General features: G+C 32.3%; 17 protein-coding genes. 5 read left to right on the top strand and 12 right to left on the bottom strand.

Going from position 1 to position 14,684, the window contains the following annotated elements:
• Window positions 1–18 precede the first annotated feature (18 nt).
• Entirely contained in the window at window positions 19–1,068 is a 1,050-nt protein-coding gene (locus ACKTSU_RS00515; protein WP_408034437.1) for a 2Fe-2S iron-sulfur cluster-binding protein, read from the bottom strand.
• A 167-nt stretch (window positions 1,069–1,235) separates the two neighbouring features.
• Here ACKTSU_RS00515 and ACKTSU_RS00510 point away from each other — a divergent pair, with 167 nt between their 5' ends.
• The 4 genes from ACKTSU_RS00510 to ACKTSU_RS00495 are packed head-to-tail and all read left to right on the top strand — an operon-like array spanning window position 1,236 to window position 3,596.
• Window positions 1,236–1,574: a PadR family transcriptional regulator gene (locus ACKTSU_RS00510; RefSeq protein ID WP_408034436.1), complete on the top strand. Its 339-nt coding sequence runs from the start codon at window positions 1,236–1,238 to the stop codon at window positions 1,572–1,574.
• A gap of 11 nt (window positions 1,575–1,585) precedes the next feature.
• Complete coding sequence (locus ACKTSU_RS00505; protein ID WP_408034435.1) at window positions 1,586–2,239, top strand: hypothetical protein; 654 nt, start codon at window positions 1,586–1,588, stop codon at window positions 2,237–2,239.
• Entirely contained in the window at window positions 2,230–2,892 is a 663-nt protein-coding gene (locus tag ACKTSU_RS00500; protein WP_408034433.1) for a hypothetical protein, read from the top strand. The genes ACKTSU_RS00505 and ACKTSU_RS00500 overlap by 10 nt, the downstream gene beginning before the upstream one ends.
• A gap of 5 nt (window positions 2,893–2,897) precedes the next feature.
• Window positions 2,898–3,596 (top strand): hypothetical protein, encoded by a 699-nt coding sequence (locus tag ACKTSU_RS00495; protein WP_408034431.1) that lies wholly within the window; start codon window positions 2,898–2,900, stop codon window positions 3,594–3,596.
• A gap of 17 nt (window positions 3,597–3,613) precedes the next feature.
• Here the strand turns inward: ACKTSU_RS00495 and rsmI are convergent, their stop codons facing one another.
• The gene (rsmI, locus tag ACKTSU_RS00490; RefSeq protein ID WP_408034429.1) at window positions 3,614–4,285 is read right to left on the bottom strand and encodes a 16S rRNA (cytidine(1402)-2'-O)-methyltransferase; all 672 of its coding nucleotides are present in this window, start codon (window positions 4,283–4,285) and stop codon (window positions 3,614–3,616) included.
• Between the two features lie 66 nt (window positions 4,286–4,351).
• On the opposite strand from rsmI, the gene dxs reads away from it, so the two are divergent.
• A complete protein-coding gene (gene dxs, locus ACKTSU_RS00485; RefSeq protein ID WP_408034427.1) occupies window positions 4,352–6,121 on the top strand; it encodes a 1-deoxy-D-xylulose-5-phosphate synthase in 1,770 nt (589 codons plus the stop codon).
• A 74-nt stretch (window positions 6,122–6,195) separates the two neighbouring features.
• Here the strand turns inward: dxs and atpG are convergent, their stop codons facing one another.
• From atpG to porW, 10 genes are all read right to left on the bottom strand, one after another.
• Window positions 6,196–7,056, bottom strand: coding sequence for an ATP synthase F1 subunit gamma (gene atpG / locus ACKTSU_RS00480; RefSeq protein WP_408034426.1), 861 nt, complete (start codon window positions 7,054–7,056; stop codon window positions 6,196–6,198).
• Window positions 7,057–7,118: 62 nt separating this feature from the next.
• Window positions 7,119–8,699, bottom strand: a complete 1,581-nt coding sequence (gene atpA / locus ACKTSU_RS00475) for a F0F1 ATP synthase subunit alpha (protein ID WP_408034425.1) — start codon at window positions 8,697–8,699, stop codon at window positions 7,119–7,121.
• 21 nt (window positions 8,700–8,720) lie between these two features.
• Complete coding sequence (gene atpH / locus ACKTSU_RS00470) at window positions 8,721–9,278, bottom strand: ATP synthase F1 subunit delta (protein WP_408034424.1); 558 nt, start codon at window positions 9,276–9,278, stop codon at window positions 8,721–8,723.
• A gap of 7 nt (window positions 9,279–9,285) precedes the next feature.
• Window positions 9,286–9,783, bottom strand: a complete 498-nt coding sequence (locus tag ACKTSU_RS00465; RefSeq protein ID WP_408034422.1) for a F0F1 ATP synthase subunit B — start codon at window positions 9,781–9,783, stop codon at window positions 9,286–9,288.
• A gap of 89 nt (window positions 9,784–9,872) precedes the next feature.
• Window positions 9,873–10,061 (bottom strand): ATP synthase F0 subunit C, encoded by a 189-nt coding sequence (atpE, locus tag ACKTSU_RS00460; protein ID WP_303505964.1) that lies wholly within the window; start codon window positions 10,059–10,061, stop codon window positions 9,873–9,875.
• Window positions 10,062–10,109: 48 nt separating this feature from the next.
• Window positions 10,110–11,231: a F0F1 ATP synthase subunit A gene (atpB, locus tag ACKTSU_RS00455; RefSeq protein ID WP_408034420.1), complete on the bottom strand. Its 1,122-nt coding sequence runs from the start codon at window positions 11,229–11,231 to the stop codon at window positions 10,110–10,112.
• A gap of 124 nt (window positions 11,232–11,355) precedes the next feature.
• Complete coding sequence (locus ACKTSU_RS00450) at window positions 11,356–11,736, bottom strand: DUF6168 family protein (protein ID WP_408034418.1); 381 nt, start codon at window positions 11,734–11,736, stop codon at window positions 11,356–11,358.
• Entirely contained in the window at window positions 11,729–11,959 is a 231-nt protein-coding gene (locus ACKTSU_RS00445; RefSeq protein WP_408034416.1) for an AtpZ/AtpI family protein, read from the bottom strand. Before ACKTSU_RS00445 ends, ACKTSU_RS00450 begins: the two co-directional genes overlap by 8 nt.
• Complete coding sequence (locus ACKTSU_RS00440) at window positions 11,928–12,335, bottom strand: bactofilin family protein (RefSeq protein WP_408034414.1); 408 nt, start codon at window positions 12,333–12,335, stop codon at window positions 11,928–11,930. Before ACKTSU_RS00440 ends, ACKTSU_RS00445 begins: the two co-directional genes overlap by 32 nt.
• A gap of 20 nt (window positions 12,336–12,355) precedes the next feature.
• A complete protein-coding gene (porW, locus tag ACKTSU_RS00435) occupies window positions 12,356–14,590 on the bottom strand; it encodes a type IX secretion system periplasmic lipoprotein PorW/SprE (protein ID WP_408034412.1) in 2,235 nt (744 codons plus the stop codon).
• Between the last annotated feature and the right edge of the window lie 94 nt (window positions 14,591–14,684).

The raw sequence follows: 14,684 nt of genomic DNA, 5'->3' as shown, positions 1-14,684 counted from the left end.
TTATAAAGTTACGACTTACTAAACATCGTCAAAATCTACCACAATCTTCTGAGTCGTCGGATGTGCTTGACAAGTAAGGATTAATCCTTCTTCTAATTCTTCGTCTGTTAAAATTGAGTTTTTCGCCATTACTGCTTCTCCTTCGGTAACTTTTGCAATACAACTACTGCAAACCCCTCCTTGACAAGAATAAGGAGCATCTAATTTATGGTGCAAAGAGGCTGCTAAAACCGTATCTGTCTTTTCCATCATAAAAGTATGCTCTTCGTCATCTAATAGTACAGTGATTTCAGATTTTCCATCAGGAATATTTAACGCTGCTTCTTCATCTGAAACGCTTGCGGTAAATAATTCAAAATTGATATCTCTTTCATCAAACCCATCTTCTTGAAGTGTATTAGAAACTGTTTGAATCATCTCTTCTGGTCCACATAAATATACAGAATCAAAAGAAATATCTTTATGAATATTCTTTACGAAGTAATTTACAAGTCCTTTGTCAATTCTACCAAACTTAGTATTCGTTCTAACTTCTTGGCTAAATACATAGTGTAAATTTAATTGAGAAGGATGTTTTTCTGCCAACTCATTTAATTCATCGTAAAAAATAGTACTCTCTGCTTTCTTGTTTCCAAAAACCAAAGTAATTGTTGAAGTTGGTTCATTTTCTAACACCGCTTTTACCATTGATAAAACTGGTGTAATACCACTTCCTGCAGCAAACGCTAAATAATTTTTTTGCGATTGAGGCTCTATGATAAACTTTCCTTCTGGTTCAGAAATTTCTAAAAAAGTATTCTCTTTTAATTTCGTAGTAGCATAGGTTGAAAATTTTCCGTGATCAACAGCTTTTACCGCTACTTTTATTTGTTTACTGTTAGGTGAAGCACAAATAGAATAAGCTCTTCTTATTTCCTTATCATCTAAATTGGCTTTTATGGTAATATATTGTCCTGCAATAAAGGTATAATTACTTGCTAACTCAGCAGGAACATCAAATAAGATTGAAACAGCATCTGCCGTTTCCTTTATTATTTTTTCAATACGTAGTTTGTGAAATGTAGACATCTATTCATTTTATAAAGATTACAAAAATAAGAAACTAAGCACGAACAAAAGTTAGGGTTGTTATAAAATATATACCTCAGAATTTTATACATAAGAAAATTATGTATATTTGTTGCGAGTCACAAACACAAAAAAGCAACTAAAACAAACCATTCAATATTGACACAATGGGAAATCAGAAATTATATAAAGGTTCTTTACAAACTATTATTTTGAAGTTATTAGCTCAAAATGATAAAATGTACGGATACGAAATCACGCAAAAAGTAAAAGAACTTACCAAAGGTGAATTAAAAATTACTGAAGGTGCTTTGTATCCTGCCTTACACAAACTTGAAGCTGAGGGCTTGTTAGATGTTGAAGTTGCTAAAGTTGGTAATCGCTTACGTAAATATTATAAACTCACCGAAAGAGGCACGAAAGAAACCGCTAATCGACTCTCTGAAATGCAAGAGTTTTTAAGTACTATGCAACAATTGGTAAACCCTAAGTTTAGTTTGGAGTAATTTTTTTAGCTATGGAATTAACAAAAGAACAAGTACAAAGAGTAGAAAAGTACCTTGATGTAAAAAAGGTATACTATATAGATGTTAGAGTTGAAGTATTAGATCATATTGTTTCAGAATTAGAAAACAATATATGTGAAAATACATCTTTTGAAGAAGCATTTAAGAACACTACCAAAAAGTGGAATACTCTTCTACAAAACTCCTCAAGCGGGTATCTAGGCTATGCCTATGTAAAACCCAAAATTATAATTGATAAAATGAAAAAGTATGGGAAACCGAATATTATTAAACTATTATTCGCCTTTCTTTTAATGATATTGTTAATCAATTTAAAGCTAGAAGTAACTACTTCACACGCTCAAACAATAAACTTTTTAGCAAAGTTTTTTATCTATACTGTATCTTTTATTATTGGTTTAGGCTACATCTTAATATGGCAATCTAAACAAAAAACATCCTATCGTTTCTTGTACAAAACACAAGTACTGCCTTATGTACTTTTTCCTATATTGCTTTTTGGTGATTTTCTTACTAAAGAAGACAATATTGACCTTATAAAAATAGGAATGCTCTTATTCGTTGCTTTTATTATACAACTTGGTATAAAGCTTTATAAAAATCACTTTTTAGCAATAAAAAAATATGCTTGTAAATGGAACTAACGAAAGAACAAATAAAAAAAATAGATCTTTTTTTAGAAGGAATAGGAATTGAATATATCGATATCCGTTTTGAAATGGTAGATCATATTGCTACCGAAATTGAAAATAACATTGAAGATACAAATGCTTTTTTTGAAGGTAAAGGTTTTCAAGTACCTTTTATAAAGTATATGTTGAGTAGAAAAAAAGCTCTAAAAAATCGATATGAAAAACAGACCAAAAAATTACATTGGCACTATACTAAAGCTATTTTAAAAGACATCCTAAAAAAAGTCATATGTCCTAAAAATGTGCTCGTTATACTTTTCTTTTCGTTTATATGCTTCTTTTTTGGTCCTAAATATGTTAAAGAAACTTCTATTTTCATTTTTAGTTCATTAATGTTAAATCTTGTATATACTTCATATGTTTCCTATAATTTTACAAAGAAACATAAGCTTCTTAAAATTGTAAAAACTTACTCTTTTGTAAGCTCATTTGTTATTATTATTGCTTTAAACTTCCCTAATTTTTTAGACATTTTTTATAATGGTAATTATCAAAAAAATGCTACCTACATTTATCTAACTGCTTTTGTTTTTAATTACTTACTCTGTCAAAGTTTTCTAGAGAAAAGAGATTTTATTGAAAAAAAATATCAGTATTTAATTTAATAGCTATGAAACTAACCGACCAACATATAGAACAATTGTACAAGTTTACACGTCAACATTTTGTTGAGCATTATGATGTACAAACAGAGTTAGTAGATCATCTAGCTAACGATATTGAACAAATTTGGGAAGAAAATCCAACACTCACTTTTGAGCAAGCACGAGACAAATCGTTCAAAAAATTTGGTGTTTTTGGATTTATGAATGTCGTTGAAGAAAAACAAAAGCAAATGAGTAAAAAGTACAGAAAAATTATTTGGAGCTACCTAAAACAATGGTTTACGCTACCTAAAATAATTTTAACTCTAAGTTCTGTTTTTATCTTTTATTTTTTATTCCAAATACCATATTATGGAAAGTATTTTTTCTACGGTTTAGAAGTTTTCTTTTTCCTTTTTATAATAATTAGATGTCAATTTTTAATCAAGCAACAAAAGCAGCGAGTAAAAGAAACTGGTAAAAACTGGTTATTAGAAGATATCATTTTTAAAATGGCATCTACTAACTTTATTGTCTTTTTTTGTAATGTGTATAATATTTTTCGATTAGCAGAACTGATGCATAGAAAAGAATTTACACTTTTTATTTCTGTCTTTTCGGTTCTTTTAATATTAGTGTCTTACATCACTTTAGAGTTAATCCCTAAAAAGTCAGAAAAACTTCTCGAAGAGCAGTATCCTGAATATAAATTTGCGAACAGTTAAGCCAACAACAATCTAAATTACTTTTTCCCTTCAACCACAATAACAATCTCTCCTTTGGCAGGTTTTTCAGTATAATATGCTAACACTTCTTTTACACTTCCTCGCTTGGTTTCTTCAAACAATTTTGTCAATTCTCTAGAAACAGATAACTGTCTGTCTTCACCAAAATACTCAGCAAAATTTGCTAAGGTTTTTAATAATTTATGCGGACTCTCATAAAAAATCATGGTACGTGTTTCTTCAGCTAAGAACTGTAAACGCGTTTGACGTCCTTTTTTTACAGGTAAAAAACCTTCAAAAACAAATTTATCGTTTGGTAAACCAGAATTTACTAACGCAGGTACAAAAGCAGTCGCCCCTGGTAAACACTCCACATCTATATTGTTTTGTACACAAGCTCTAGTCAGTAAAAACCCAGGATCAGAAATGGCGGGAGTTCCTGCATCCGAAATTAACGCAAATGTTTCGCCACTTTGCAAACGTTTTACAATTGCTTCTACTGTTTTATGCTCATTATGCATGTGATGGGATTGCATTGGAGTAGCTATATCATAATGTTTTAACAATTTCCCGCTCGTACGCGTATCTTCAGCTAAAATATAATCTACTTCTTGTAAGATTTTTAACGCTCTTAGCGTAATGTCTTCTAAATTTCCAATCGGTGTGGGTACCAAGTACAATTTGCTCATACAACAAAACTACAAAGTTTTTAGCCTAAAAAGTTAGGAATCTCTACCTTTTTGTACTTTTGCTATATGTCGAACGACCTATTGAAAAACATTCAAATTCCTGCTGATTTACGTAAGCTAACATCAGAAGAATTACCTCAACTTGCCAAAGAATTGCGTGAGTTTATTATTGATGTGGTTTCCACAAAAGAAGGGCATTTAGGAGCAAGTTTAGGAGTAGTAGAGTTAACTATTGCGCTTCATTATTTGTTCGATACCCCTAACGATTTATTGGTTTGGGATGTGGGACATCAAGCATACGGACATAAAATTTTAACAGGTAGAAAAGATGTTTTTCATACCAATCGTCAATTTGGCGGGATTTCAGGATTTCCTAAACGCTCAGAAAGTGAGTACGACACTTTTGGTGTTGGTCATTCTTCTACCGCTATTTCAGCCGCTTTAGGGATGGCAATTGCCTCGAAATTACAAGATATTGAAAAACATCATATTGCTGTTATTGGTGATGCTTCTATCGCTAGTGGAATGGCTTTTGAAGCGTTAAACCATGCAGGAGATACCAATGCAAACCTCTTAGTTATTTTAAACGATAATGCCATTGGTATTGACCCATCGGTAGGTGCTTTAAAAGATTATCTAACAAAAATTAAAGCTCCACGATTGGAAATTGAGCAGCATAATATTTTTGAAGCTCTTAACTTTGATTACTCGGGTCCCATCGATGGACATAATTTTGAAGAGTTACTACGTGAACTAAATCGATTAAAAAAGATTCAAGGTCCTAAATTTTTACATGTAATTACCACCAAAGGGAAAGGGTTGCGACAAGCAGAACAAGATCAAGTAAGATATCATGCACCAGGGAAATTTGATAAAATTTCTGGAGACGTGTTACCAAAAGAAGCAAGTAAATACTCCAAGTTTCAAGATGTTTTTGGAAAAACGATTGTTGAACTAGCACAACTAAACGAAAAAATTGTAGGAATTACACCTGCTATGTTAACAGGTAGTTCGTTAAAATTTATGTTGGAAGCCTTTCCTGATCGTACTTTTGATGTCGGTATTGCCGAACAACATGCGGTGACCTTGGCTGCAGGTATGGCTACACAAGGGTTGATTCCGTTCTGTAATATTTATTCTACCTTTTTACAACGTGCGTACGACCAAGTAATTCACGATGTAGCTTTGCAAAACTTGCCTGTAATTTTCTGTTTAGACCGAGCTGGATTAGTAGGTGAAGACGGAGCAACACATCACGGAGTTTTTGATTTAGCATATTTGCGTTGTATACCTAACCTAATCGTATTTGCTCCTCGTAACGAAATTGAGCTACGTAACATAATGTTTACCGCTCAACAAGGATTGGAACATCCAATTGCAATTCGTTATCCGAGAGGAAAAGGAAAGCTAGAACAATGGCAACTTCCTTTTGAAAATATTGAAATTGGAAAAGGAGCTTATTTAAAAGAAGGAACTCAAGTAGCAGTATTATCTATCGGAACAATAGCTTATAATGTCTCAGAAGCGATAAATCAGCTTGAAAACAACGAAGCTGTTGCACATTACGACCTTCGTTTTGTAAAACCATTAGACACTCAACTTTTAGATGGAGTTTTCAATAAATTTGATACGATTCTTACTATTGAAGATGGTACGATTAAAGGCGGATTTGGAAGTGCTGTATTAGAATATGCATCCAAAGTAAACTATCAAGGAAAAATTAAGCTGTTAGGAGTTCCTGATGCGTTTATACACCATGGTACCATTCAACAATTGCAACAAATTTGTGGGATAGATACTGAGTCCATCAAAAAAACAATTCAAAATCTAGTATAAAAGAAAAGCGAACCTAAATAGGTTCGCTTTTCTTTTATGATTCTCAAAAAAATTTCTGAGTAAGTTCTTATTTCTTAATTGTTTAAAGCTTCTGCTCCACCAACAATCTCTAAGATCTCGTTTGTAATAGCAGCTTGACGAGCTTTGTTATAAGTTAATAATAACTCATCACGTAATTCCGTAGCATTATCAGTTGCTTTGTGCATTGCAGTCATACGAGCACCGTGTTCGGCAGCAAATGAATCACGAATTGCTTTGTATAATTGCGTTTTTAATGACTTAGGAATTAACTCTAAAATAATTTCTTCTTTAGAAGGTTCAAAAATGTAATCTGAATTAGCATTTGATTCTCCCTCTACAGGTTGAATTGGTAAGAATTGTTCTACTTGTGGTATTTGAGTCGCTGCATTTTTAAATCTATTGTAAATGATTTCTATTTTATCGTAAGAACCATCAACAAATAAATTCATTAACTGTTCAGCAACTTGAGCAACATTATCAAAAGTTAAATCATCAAAAATATCGTTTCTGTTTTCAATAACAGTATAATCTTTTGATAAAATATCGTTTCCTTTTTTACCAATTGTTAATAAATCAACAGCAGCATCGTTATATTTCCCGTTAATTGTTTTAACTGTTTCTTTGATAATAGATGAGTTAAAACCTCCACATAAACCTCTGTTAGAAGTTATTGTAACTAACAATACCTTATTTACTTCTCTTTCTGTTGAATATACTCCACCTGCATCACTATCTAATGTAGCACTTAAGCTTTGTAATAATTCGGTAAGCTTAGATGAATACGGACGCATTGCTGTAATTGCATCTTGAGCTTTTTTCAACTTTGCAGCCGATACCATTTTCATGGCAGAGGTAATCTGCATTGTTGATTTAATCGAAGTAATTCTGTTACGTATTTCTTTTAAGTTTGCCATTTAATTGAACTTAAAATTTATAAAACCCCCGTTGTTACACGGGGATACCTTTTTTGTTTTTATTAAGCTGAAAATTTAGCTGAAATTTCTTTAGCAGCGTCTCTTAAAGTATCAATTACTTCATCAGTTAATTTTCCTGCTTTTAAAGTATCTAAAGTATCTCTATGCTTAGCATTTAAGTACTCTAAATAATCTTTTTCAAATTCTTTTACCTTGTTTACAGGCACATCTTTTAACAAGTTCTTAGAACCTGCATAAATAATAGCTACCTGATCTTCTACAGTATAAGGATCGTTTTGAGCTTGCTTTAAAATCTCTACGTTACGCTTACCTTTTTCAATTACGTTTAAGGTAGCAGCATCTAAATCAGAACCAAACTTAGCGAATGCTTCTAATTCACGGTACTGAGCTTGATCTAACTTTAAAGTACCTGATACTTTCTTCATTGATTTAATCTGAGCATTTCCTCCTACACGTGATACAGAAATACCTACGTTAATCGCTGGACGAACTCCTGAGTTGAATAAATCTGACTCTAAGAAAATCTGTCCATCAGTAATCGAAATTACGTTTGTTGGAATATATGCTGAAACGTCTCCTGCTTGAGTTTCAATAATTGGTAAAGCTGTTAAAGACCCTCCCCCTTTTACTTTAGATTTTAATGATTCTGGTAAATCATTCATATCTTTTGCGATAGAGTCATCAGCAATTACCTTAGCAGCACGCTCTAATAATCTTGAGTGTAAGTAGAATACATCCCCTGGATAAGCCTCACGTCCTGGTGGTCTTCTTAATAATAAAGATACCTCACGGTAAGCTACTGCTTGTTTAGATAAATCATCATAAACAATTAAAGCTGGTCTACCAGTATCACGGAAATATTCTCCAATTGCAGCTCCTGCGAATGGTGCATATACCTGCATTGGTGCAGGATCAGATGCATTTGCAGCAACAATAGTTGTATATGCTAACGCTCCTTTTTCTTCTAACATGTTAGCAATAGCTGCTACTGTTGAAGCTTTTTGACCGATAGCTACGTAGATACAGTACACTGGTTGTCCTGCATCATAAAATTCTTTTTGATTTAAGATAGTATCAATAGCAACTGTTGATTTACCTGTTTGACGGTCTCCAATGATTAACTCACGTTGACCACGTCCTACTGGAATCATTGCATCAATAGATTTGATACCTGTTTGCATTGGCTCAGTTACAGGCTCACGGAAAATAACCCCTGGTGCTTTACGCTCTAAAGGCATTTCAAAAGTTTCACCTTCGATTGGTCCTTTACCGTCGATTGGTTGCCCTAAAGTGTTAACAACACGTCCTACAATTCCTTCTCCAGCTTTTAAAGAAGCAATTCTTTCTGTACGTTTTACAGTAGATCCTTCTCTTACTGAAGTAGAAGCTCCTAATAATACAACACCTGCATTATCTTCTTCTAAGTTTAATACGATACCTTCTAATCCGTTATCGAATTCTACTAATTCTCCATATTGTACGTTAGATAAACCGTAAACACGTGCAATACCATCACCTACTTGTAATACTGTCCCTACTTCGTTTAATGAAGCTTTAGACTCAAAATTTGTTAATTGTTCCTTTAAAATTGCTGATACTTCAGCTGGTTTAATTGCTGCCATCTTATTTCTTTTGATGTATAATTAAATTTTTGGAATGTAATGACTGTTGTCAAACTCTCTCCTTAACTCATTAAATTGATTAGAGATACTTGCATCATACTGCACATCTCCAACACGTAAGATAAATCCTCCTAAAATCTCAGGATTCACTATATTTTCTATACTTGCATTGTTACCTGTAAGGGCTACAATCTTCGCTTGTATTTTTTCTTCCAACTCTTTTGTTAAAGCCACTGCAGTAGTAACTTTAGCAACTTGCATGCTTTTATCAAAATCGTAAATTACTGAGTATTGTCTAGCAATAGACTCTAACATAATCATACGCTTATTTTCCTCTAATAAATTAAATAACCCTTTTACAATGTTATCTACTTTATCTCCAAAAAGTGCATTTAAAACTCTACGCTTATCTGCAGCTTTTATTACAGGACTTTTAAGCATAACATCTAAATCAGCGCTTTCGGCAATTGTATCTACGATTAACTTCATGTTATCGTTTACTAAAGTTTCATTTCCTGAACCTTTAGCTAAGTTTAAAACTGCTTTTGCGTATCGTAATGCTGCTCTTGCTTCTTTCATCTACTGATTAGTTTAAAGTAACCTCTTCTAACATTCCTTCAACAAGTTTTAATTGATCGTCTTGTGAAGCTAATTCTTTTCTTACAACCTTTTGAGCTATATTAATAGATAAATCACCTACTGTCTTCTTTAACTCTGCAATAGCTGCTTGTTGTTCTTGTTTAATAGTAGCTTTTGCATTTTCAATCATAGTAGAAGTTTGATCTTCTGCTTCTTGTTTAGCATCAGCAATAATTTTATCTTTAATTTCACGAGCTTCTTTCATCATTGCATCTCTCTCTGCTCTTGCTTCTTTTAATAAACGCTCGTTATCAGCTTGTAAATTTTGCATTTCTTTACGAGCATTTTCTGCTTGATCTAATGCATTTTGGATTCCTTCTTCACGCTCATTTAATGCGTTTAATATAGGTTTCCAAGCAAATTTTGCTAATAAAAATATTAATACTGCTAAAATTACTAGTTGCATAAAAAACAACCCTACTGAAAAATCACTAAATATACCCATTACTTCTTGTATTCTATTTGTTTTGTTTAATTCTGTAAAAACAATTCTTTAGCCAACCGCTAAAGAATTGTTTTTTTGATTTTGTTGTACTATCCTAAAAGTAAAGCACCAAATGCTAAACCTTCTAATAATGCTCCAATAATAATCATTGCAGTTTGGATTTTACCAGCTGCTTCTGGTTGACGTGCGATAGCTTCCATTGCACTTCCTCCGATTTTACCTAATCCTAATCCTGCTCCGATTACGATTAAACCTGCTCCAACTAAATTAAGTGTCATAATAATTGATTTATATATAATTAAACAAAATTTTAATTCTAATTTCTTTTAGTGATGATCATGCTCTTCAACAGCCATCCCTATGAATAACGATGATAACATCGTAAAAATATACGCTTGTAAAAACGCTACTAAAACTTCTATTAACGTTAAAAATAAGGTTAATAAAAATGAAATACTTGTTGCTCCTGCTGTCCCAAACTTAGCTTTTAGTAATATCATTAATGCCGCAATACCCATTACCACCGAGTGACCCGCTGTAATATTTGCAAATAAACGCACAAATAACGAGAATGGTTTTGTTAACATTCCTAATACTTCAATAGGTGCTAATACTATTTTCATTAACACAGGAACCCCTGGCATCCAGAAAATATGTTTCCAATAATCTTTGTTTCCTGAAAACTGAACGATAAAGAAAGTAAACATTGCTAAACAAACAGTAACTGCAATTTGTCCTGTAACGTTAAATCCTAATGGAGTTAATCCTAATAAATTTAATGTCCAGATAAAGAAAAACACAGTTAACAAGAACCCCATAAATCTACGGTAATGCTTTTCTCCAATATTTGGACGAGCAATTTCGTCTCTTACATACAATACTAATGGTTCAAGAACACGTGCAAAACCTGTAGGCACAGGTCCTTTTTTATATCCACTTGCCAAACCTCTAAACCCAAAGAACAATAACAACCCTACCAACAACATTCCAAACACACTTTTAGTAATAGAAAAATCTAAAACTTTGTGCGCATTTGTTGCATGGTGTGACTCATCAAAAGAAACATGTTCTGCTCCTTCTTCTAATTCGTAAATTTTACTGTGAATTTTTGCTAGTTTAACTCCACCGTTCTCAACGATAACATGGCCATCATCATTATGGTGAAACTCAGAAGACATAAAAGTTTTTAACCCTTGACTTGTCCAAACGATTACTGGCAATGGAAAACCAATATGTTTACGTTCACCTGCATCGTTTGTATACGAAAACAGTGTAAAATCATGTGAGTCAGCTAAGTGATGTTTAATATATCCATCAATTTCACTCTTAGTGTTAACTCTTCCTCCATCATCTGAAGTTGTATCTCCTCCTCCAGCAAAAGCTGTAAATGAACTAAATACTATTGCTAGTACCGTTAAAAAATAGATAGGTTTTTTTGCTATCATCATACCTTACTAAATATAGAATTATGGTCTCTAAATTTCCGTGCAAAGGTACACAATAAATTAAAACTACAAACGGTTTTTTTATTTAGTTTTTCTGAGTCTATTAAAGACTTTAAAAAACAGCAAACTACCTATCATTCAATAACTTTGAAACGCTAGCTGCTTCAATCATTAAAAAAGTAAGAATAGGGATAAGAATTGATATTTTTTCTGGCTTAGTCAAACCTGTTTCAGAAAATATCGAATCTTGATAAAGTAGAATAAACGTACCAAACTTTACTAACGTTAAACCAAGGTATAAATATCCTGTTTCATTTGGCAAATAATTTACTACTACTTCAACAGCTACATAAATTATTAACGAAGCTATTACGTTAAATAAATAAATTGATATTAATGAAAAAGTGAGGTTAATGGCATTTTTTTCAATAAAATAGTTATTTATAAAAAAGCCTAACAGCCCTAAAGTTAGTACAATTAAGGTGAAAATTATAATTCGTTTAATCATCTTTGTTTGTTAATTTTGTAACTTCTCTTATTACGGAGTACATGGATATAAATACCGCTGCAAGTGTACAAATTTTTACGTAGAGTTGATTATCGTTTGGATATTTTTGGTCTAACCATTCACCTAGTAAACTTCCTAAGTAAATGGTTACACCCATTTGAAGTGCGATTCCTGTGAATCGTATAAACTTATTAAGCGGTCTTCTCTTTGAGTCCTTGCTCATTTTTATTCAATTCTTTTACCGCTCCTCTCATAGCACATGTTGCGTTAAACTCTGCTCCTGGCTCTACAGAAAGCTTTCCTATAACCACATCACCATTTATATTTGCTGTTGATTTAACGGTAAGAACATTTGACACTAATAACTCTCCAGAAAATTTTCCTTCAATATCAGCATCAGTACATTCTACTTTTCCTTTAATAAGACCTGAACCACCAATAATTACTCTACCATTAGTAACTATGGTTCCTTCTAAAGTACCGTCAATTCTAAAATCTCCTTCTGAAATGATTTCTCCAGTAATTTTAGTATTCTGTCCTATGATATTTCTTTCTGCAACTTTGTTTTCTCCGGCTTTTTTATTCTCTTTACCAAACATATTCGGGGAATTTAAGGGATTTATGTTTTATTTAATTGTTCTATGATTTCTTTTGCTTTTTTACCTTCTTCGGTAGTTGCATAACTAACCGCAACAAACTCTAACGCTTTTTTATAGGTTTCTTTATCTTGATATTTACCTATTGCTAGGGCTTTTAGGAGTGCGAATTTAGGAATTAAATTTGAATTCTGTAGTGTAGAATAAAAATTATCTATCTCATTAACAGCTTCTTCAAATTTATTTTCTTTATACAAATAGTAAACTTCTTTATACTTATTTAAAATTTCATCTTCTTTTTTCTCCTCTACTAACTTTACGTCAGGGTTTTCAATTATTTGAGCAAAAGTTGTTTCAGGATACTTTTGTAAAATGATATTTTTATACTCGTTAGATTTTACTAAATCTCCTTGTTTTTTATAAACTTGATATAGATGGTAGCTTATAGGTAATTCTAACTTATCATCTGTACTTACTTCTCTTAATCGTTCTAAATTCTTAATAGCTAGTGTATGGTTTATAAACTGCTCTTTGTAAATCAACCCTAATTGATACAATGCATCATTACGCTCCAAAACTAAATTTGTAATTACTTGTTCGTCGGTTGGAATCTCATCTAGATAGGTTGAAAGCTCATATCTTGGATTTATTTTTGTTCCTTCTGCATTTTCTGATGTGTTCTCAACAGTATTTATTGACTTATCTGACAATCTCCAGTTATCTTCCAAAGGACGTGTTCCCCATATTTTTTGAAACTCTGCTCTTCCAAAATTAAGAGCTTGTGTATTATAGAAATACCATTTTCCTTTATTTACTGAACTATTTATTGAAGCTCCACCTCCAAAACTATTTCCGAAATTTTGCAAATTCAACAACCGCTGTTGTTTTTCTTCGTCTTCTTTTTTGATTTTTTCAATATAGCCTTCAAAAAAAGAAGTTCTTTCATCGGGAGTCATAGCTACTAATTGAAGAATACTATCGTTGTTCTTCACTGTCTCTTCGTACTTTCTTAAAGTAGTAAGTCCTTTATTTTTTATTCGGATTCTTCGAATCCTTTTTTCTTGATCAAATTCTTTAGAAACCACTTGCATTACACTATCATAATACGAACCTGCTAATAAATAATCTTCTTTTTCAAAAGCCATATCTGCCAAACGTTCATAAGCATAGGTTTTTTGATAGTTATTATTATGCTTTGCTTGCAGTGATTTTTTATAGTACTCAGCTGCTTTTTCAGGATTATTTCTTCCTTCTTCTAAAACTCCTGCTTGATAATACAGTGCGTTTAAAAACTTACGATTATCTGTATTCTTTATGAGTTTTTTCATTCTTGCCAACACTACTATAGATGCTGAATCGTTCGGAGTGTTTTTAGCATATTCTATTTCTGCTCTAATACGAAACCTATCTGGTGCTTTTCTACTTTCTGCTAGTTTTTTAAACACCATACGAGCAGAATCTTTTCTATCTAATTCACTATACACTTGCCCTAAAACAAACATATTTCTAGCTGTTTGCTCTTTGTTGTAATTTGTAGTAGTAGCTAATTTTAAGTAATCTACTACTTTTTGAATCGTATCTGTTTGCTCATACGCCATTGCCATTGCCGTATAGGCTTGCTCTTTAGTCGATTTACCGATCTTTTCCGTTTCGTCTAAAACGTCTAATAATAATCGTAATGTTTGTATCGCTCTTTTTTCATTACCTAAACGAATATTTGCCTTAGCCCTCCATATTCTGGTTTCGTAGTTCAAGTTTGCTTTAGGATAGTTAACTATAACGTAGTTAAACGCCTCTAACGCTGGAATAAATCGTTGTGTGTAGTATCTTGATTTTCCTAAAAGAAGATAAGCATCGTCTATTTGACTGTTTTTCTCATACCCATTAATATTCATCGAATGGGTTTGAATTGCTTTTACAGCCTTTTCTTCTGCTTTTTCAAAAGGAGTAAGATTTTTATTTTCTTCGTCTTCTTCTCCAGTATTAAAACCTGTACCTGGAGTTAGTACTTTGGTCTCTATTGTACTCTCATCAAACGTAATAGGTTCAATTTGTAAACGTTTCCAAAAGTTATCTTCATGCTTTTCTTGAATTTCTTCAAGGCCTTTTAAATACGCTTGTTCTCCATTAAAAAGCACATTGTATTTGGTGGTAACAGCATGGTAACTTCTATTTAAAAAAGCGTCCTTCTTAACACTACACGAATATACGATAGCTGCTAAAATACTGAATACTATTATCTTGCCCCCTTTTTTCATAAAATAAAGCTTTTACTGTACAACAACGTTATAATTGTCTTTTTTGTACGTAAAAAGGTAAAAATAATAATTATAAGGTGATTTTAACCCTATT

This window comes from Tenacibaculum aestuarii (assembly GCF_964510395.1).
GTDB classification, from domain to species: Bacteria; Bacteroidota; Bacteroidia; order Flavobacteriales; family Flavobacteriaceae; genus Polaribacter; species Polaribacter aestuarii.
This window is presented reverse-complemented; position numbering and strand designations above follow the sequence as displayed.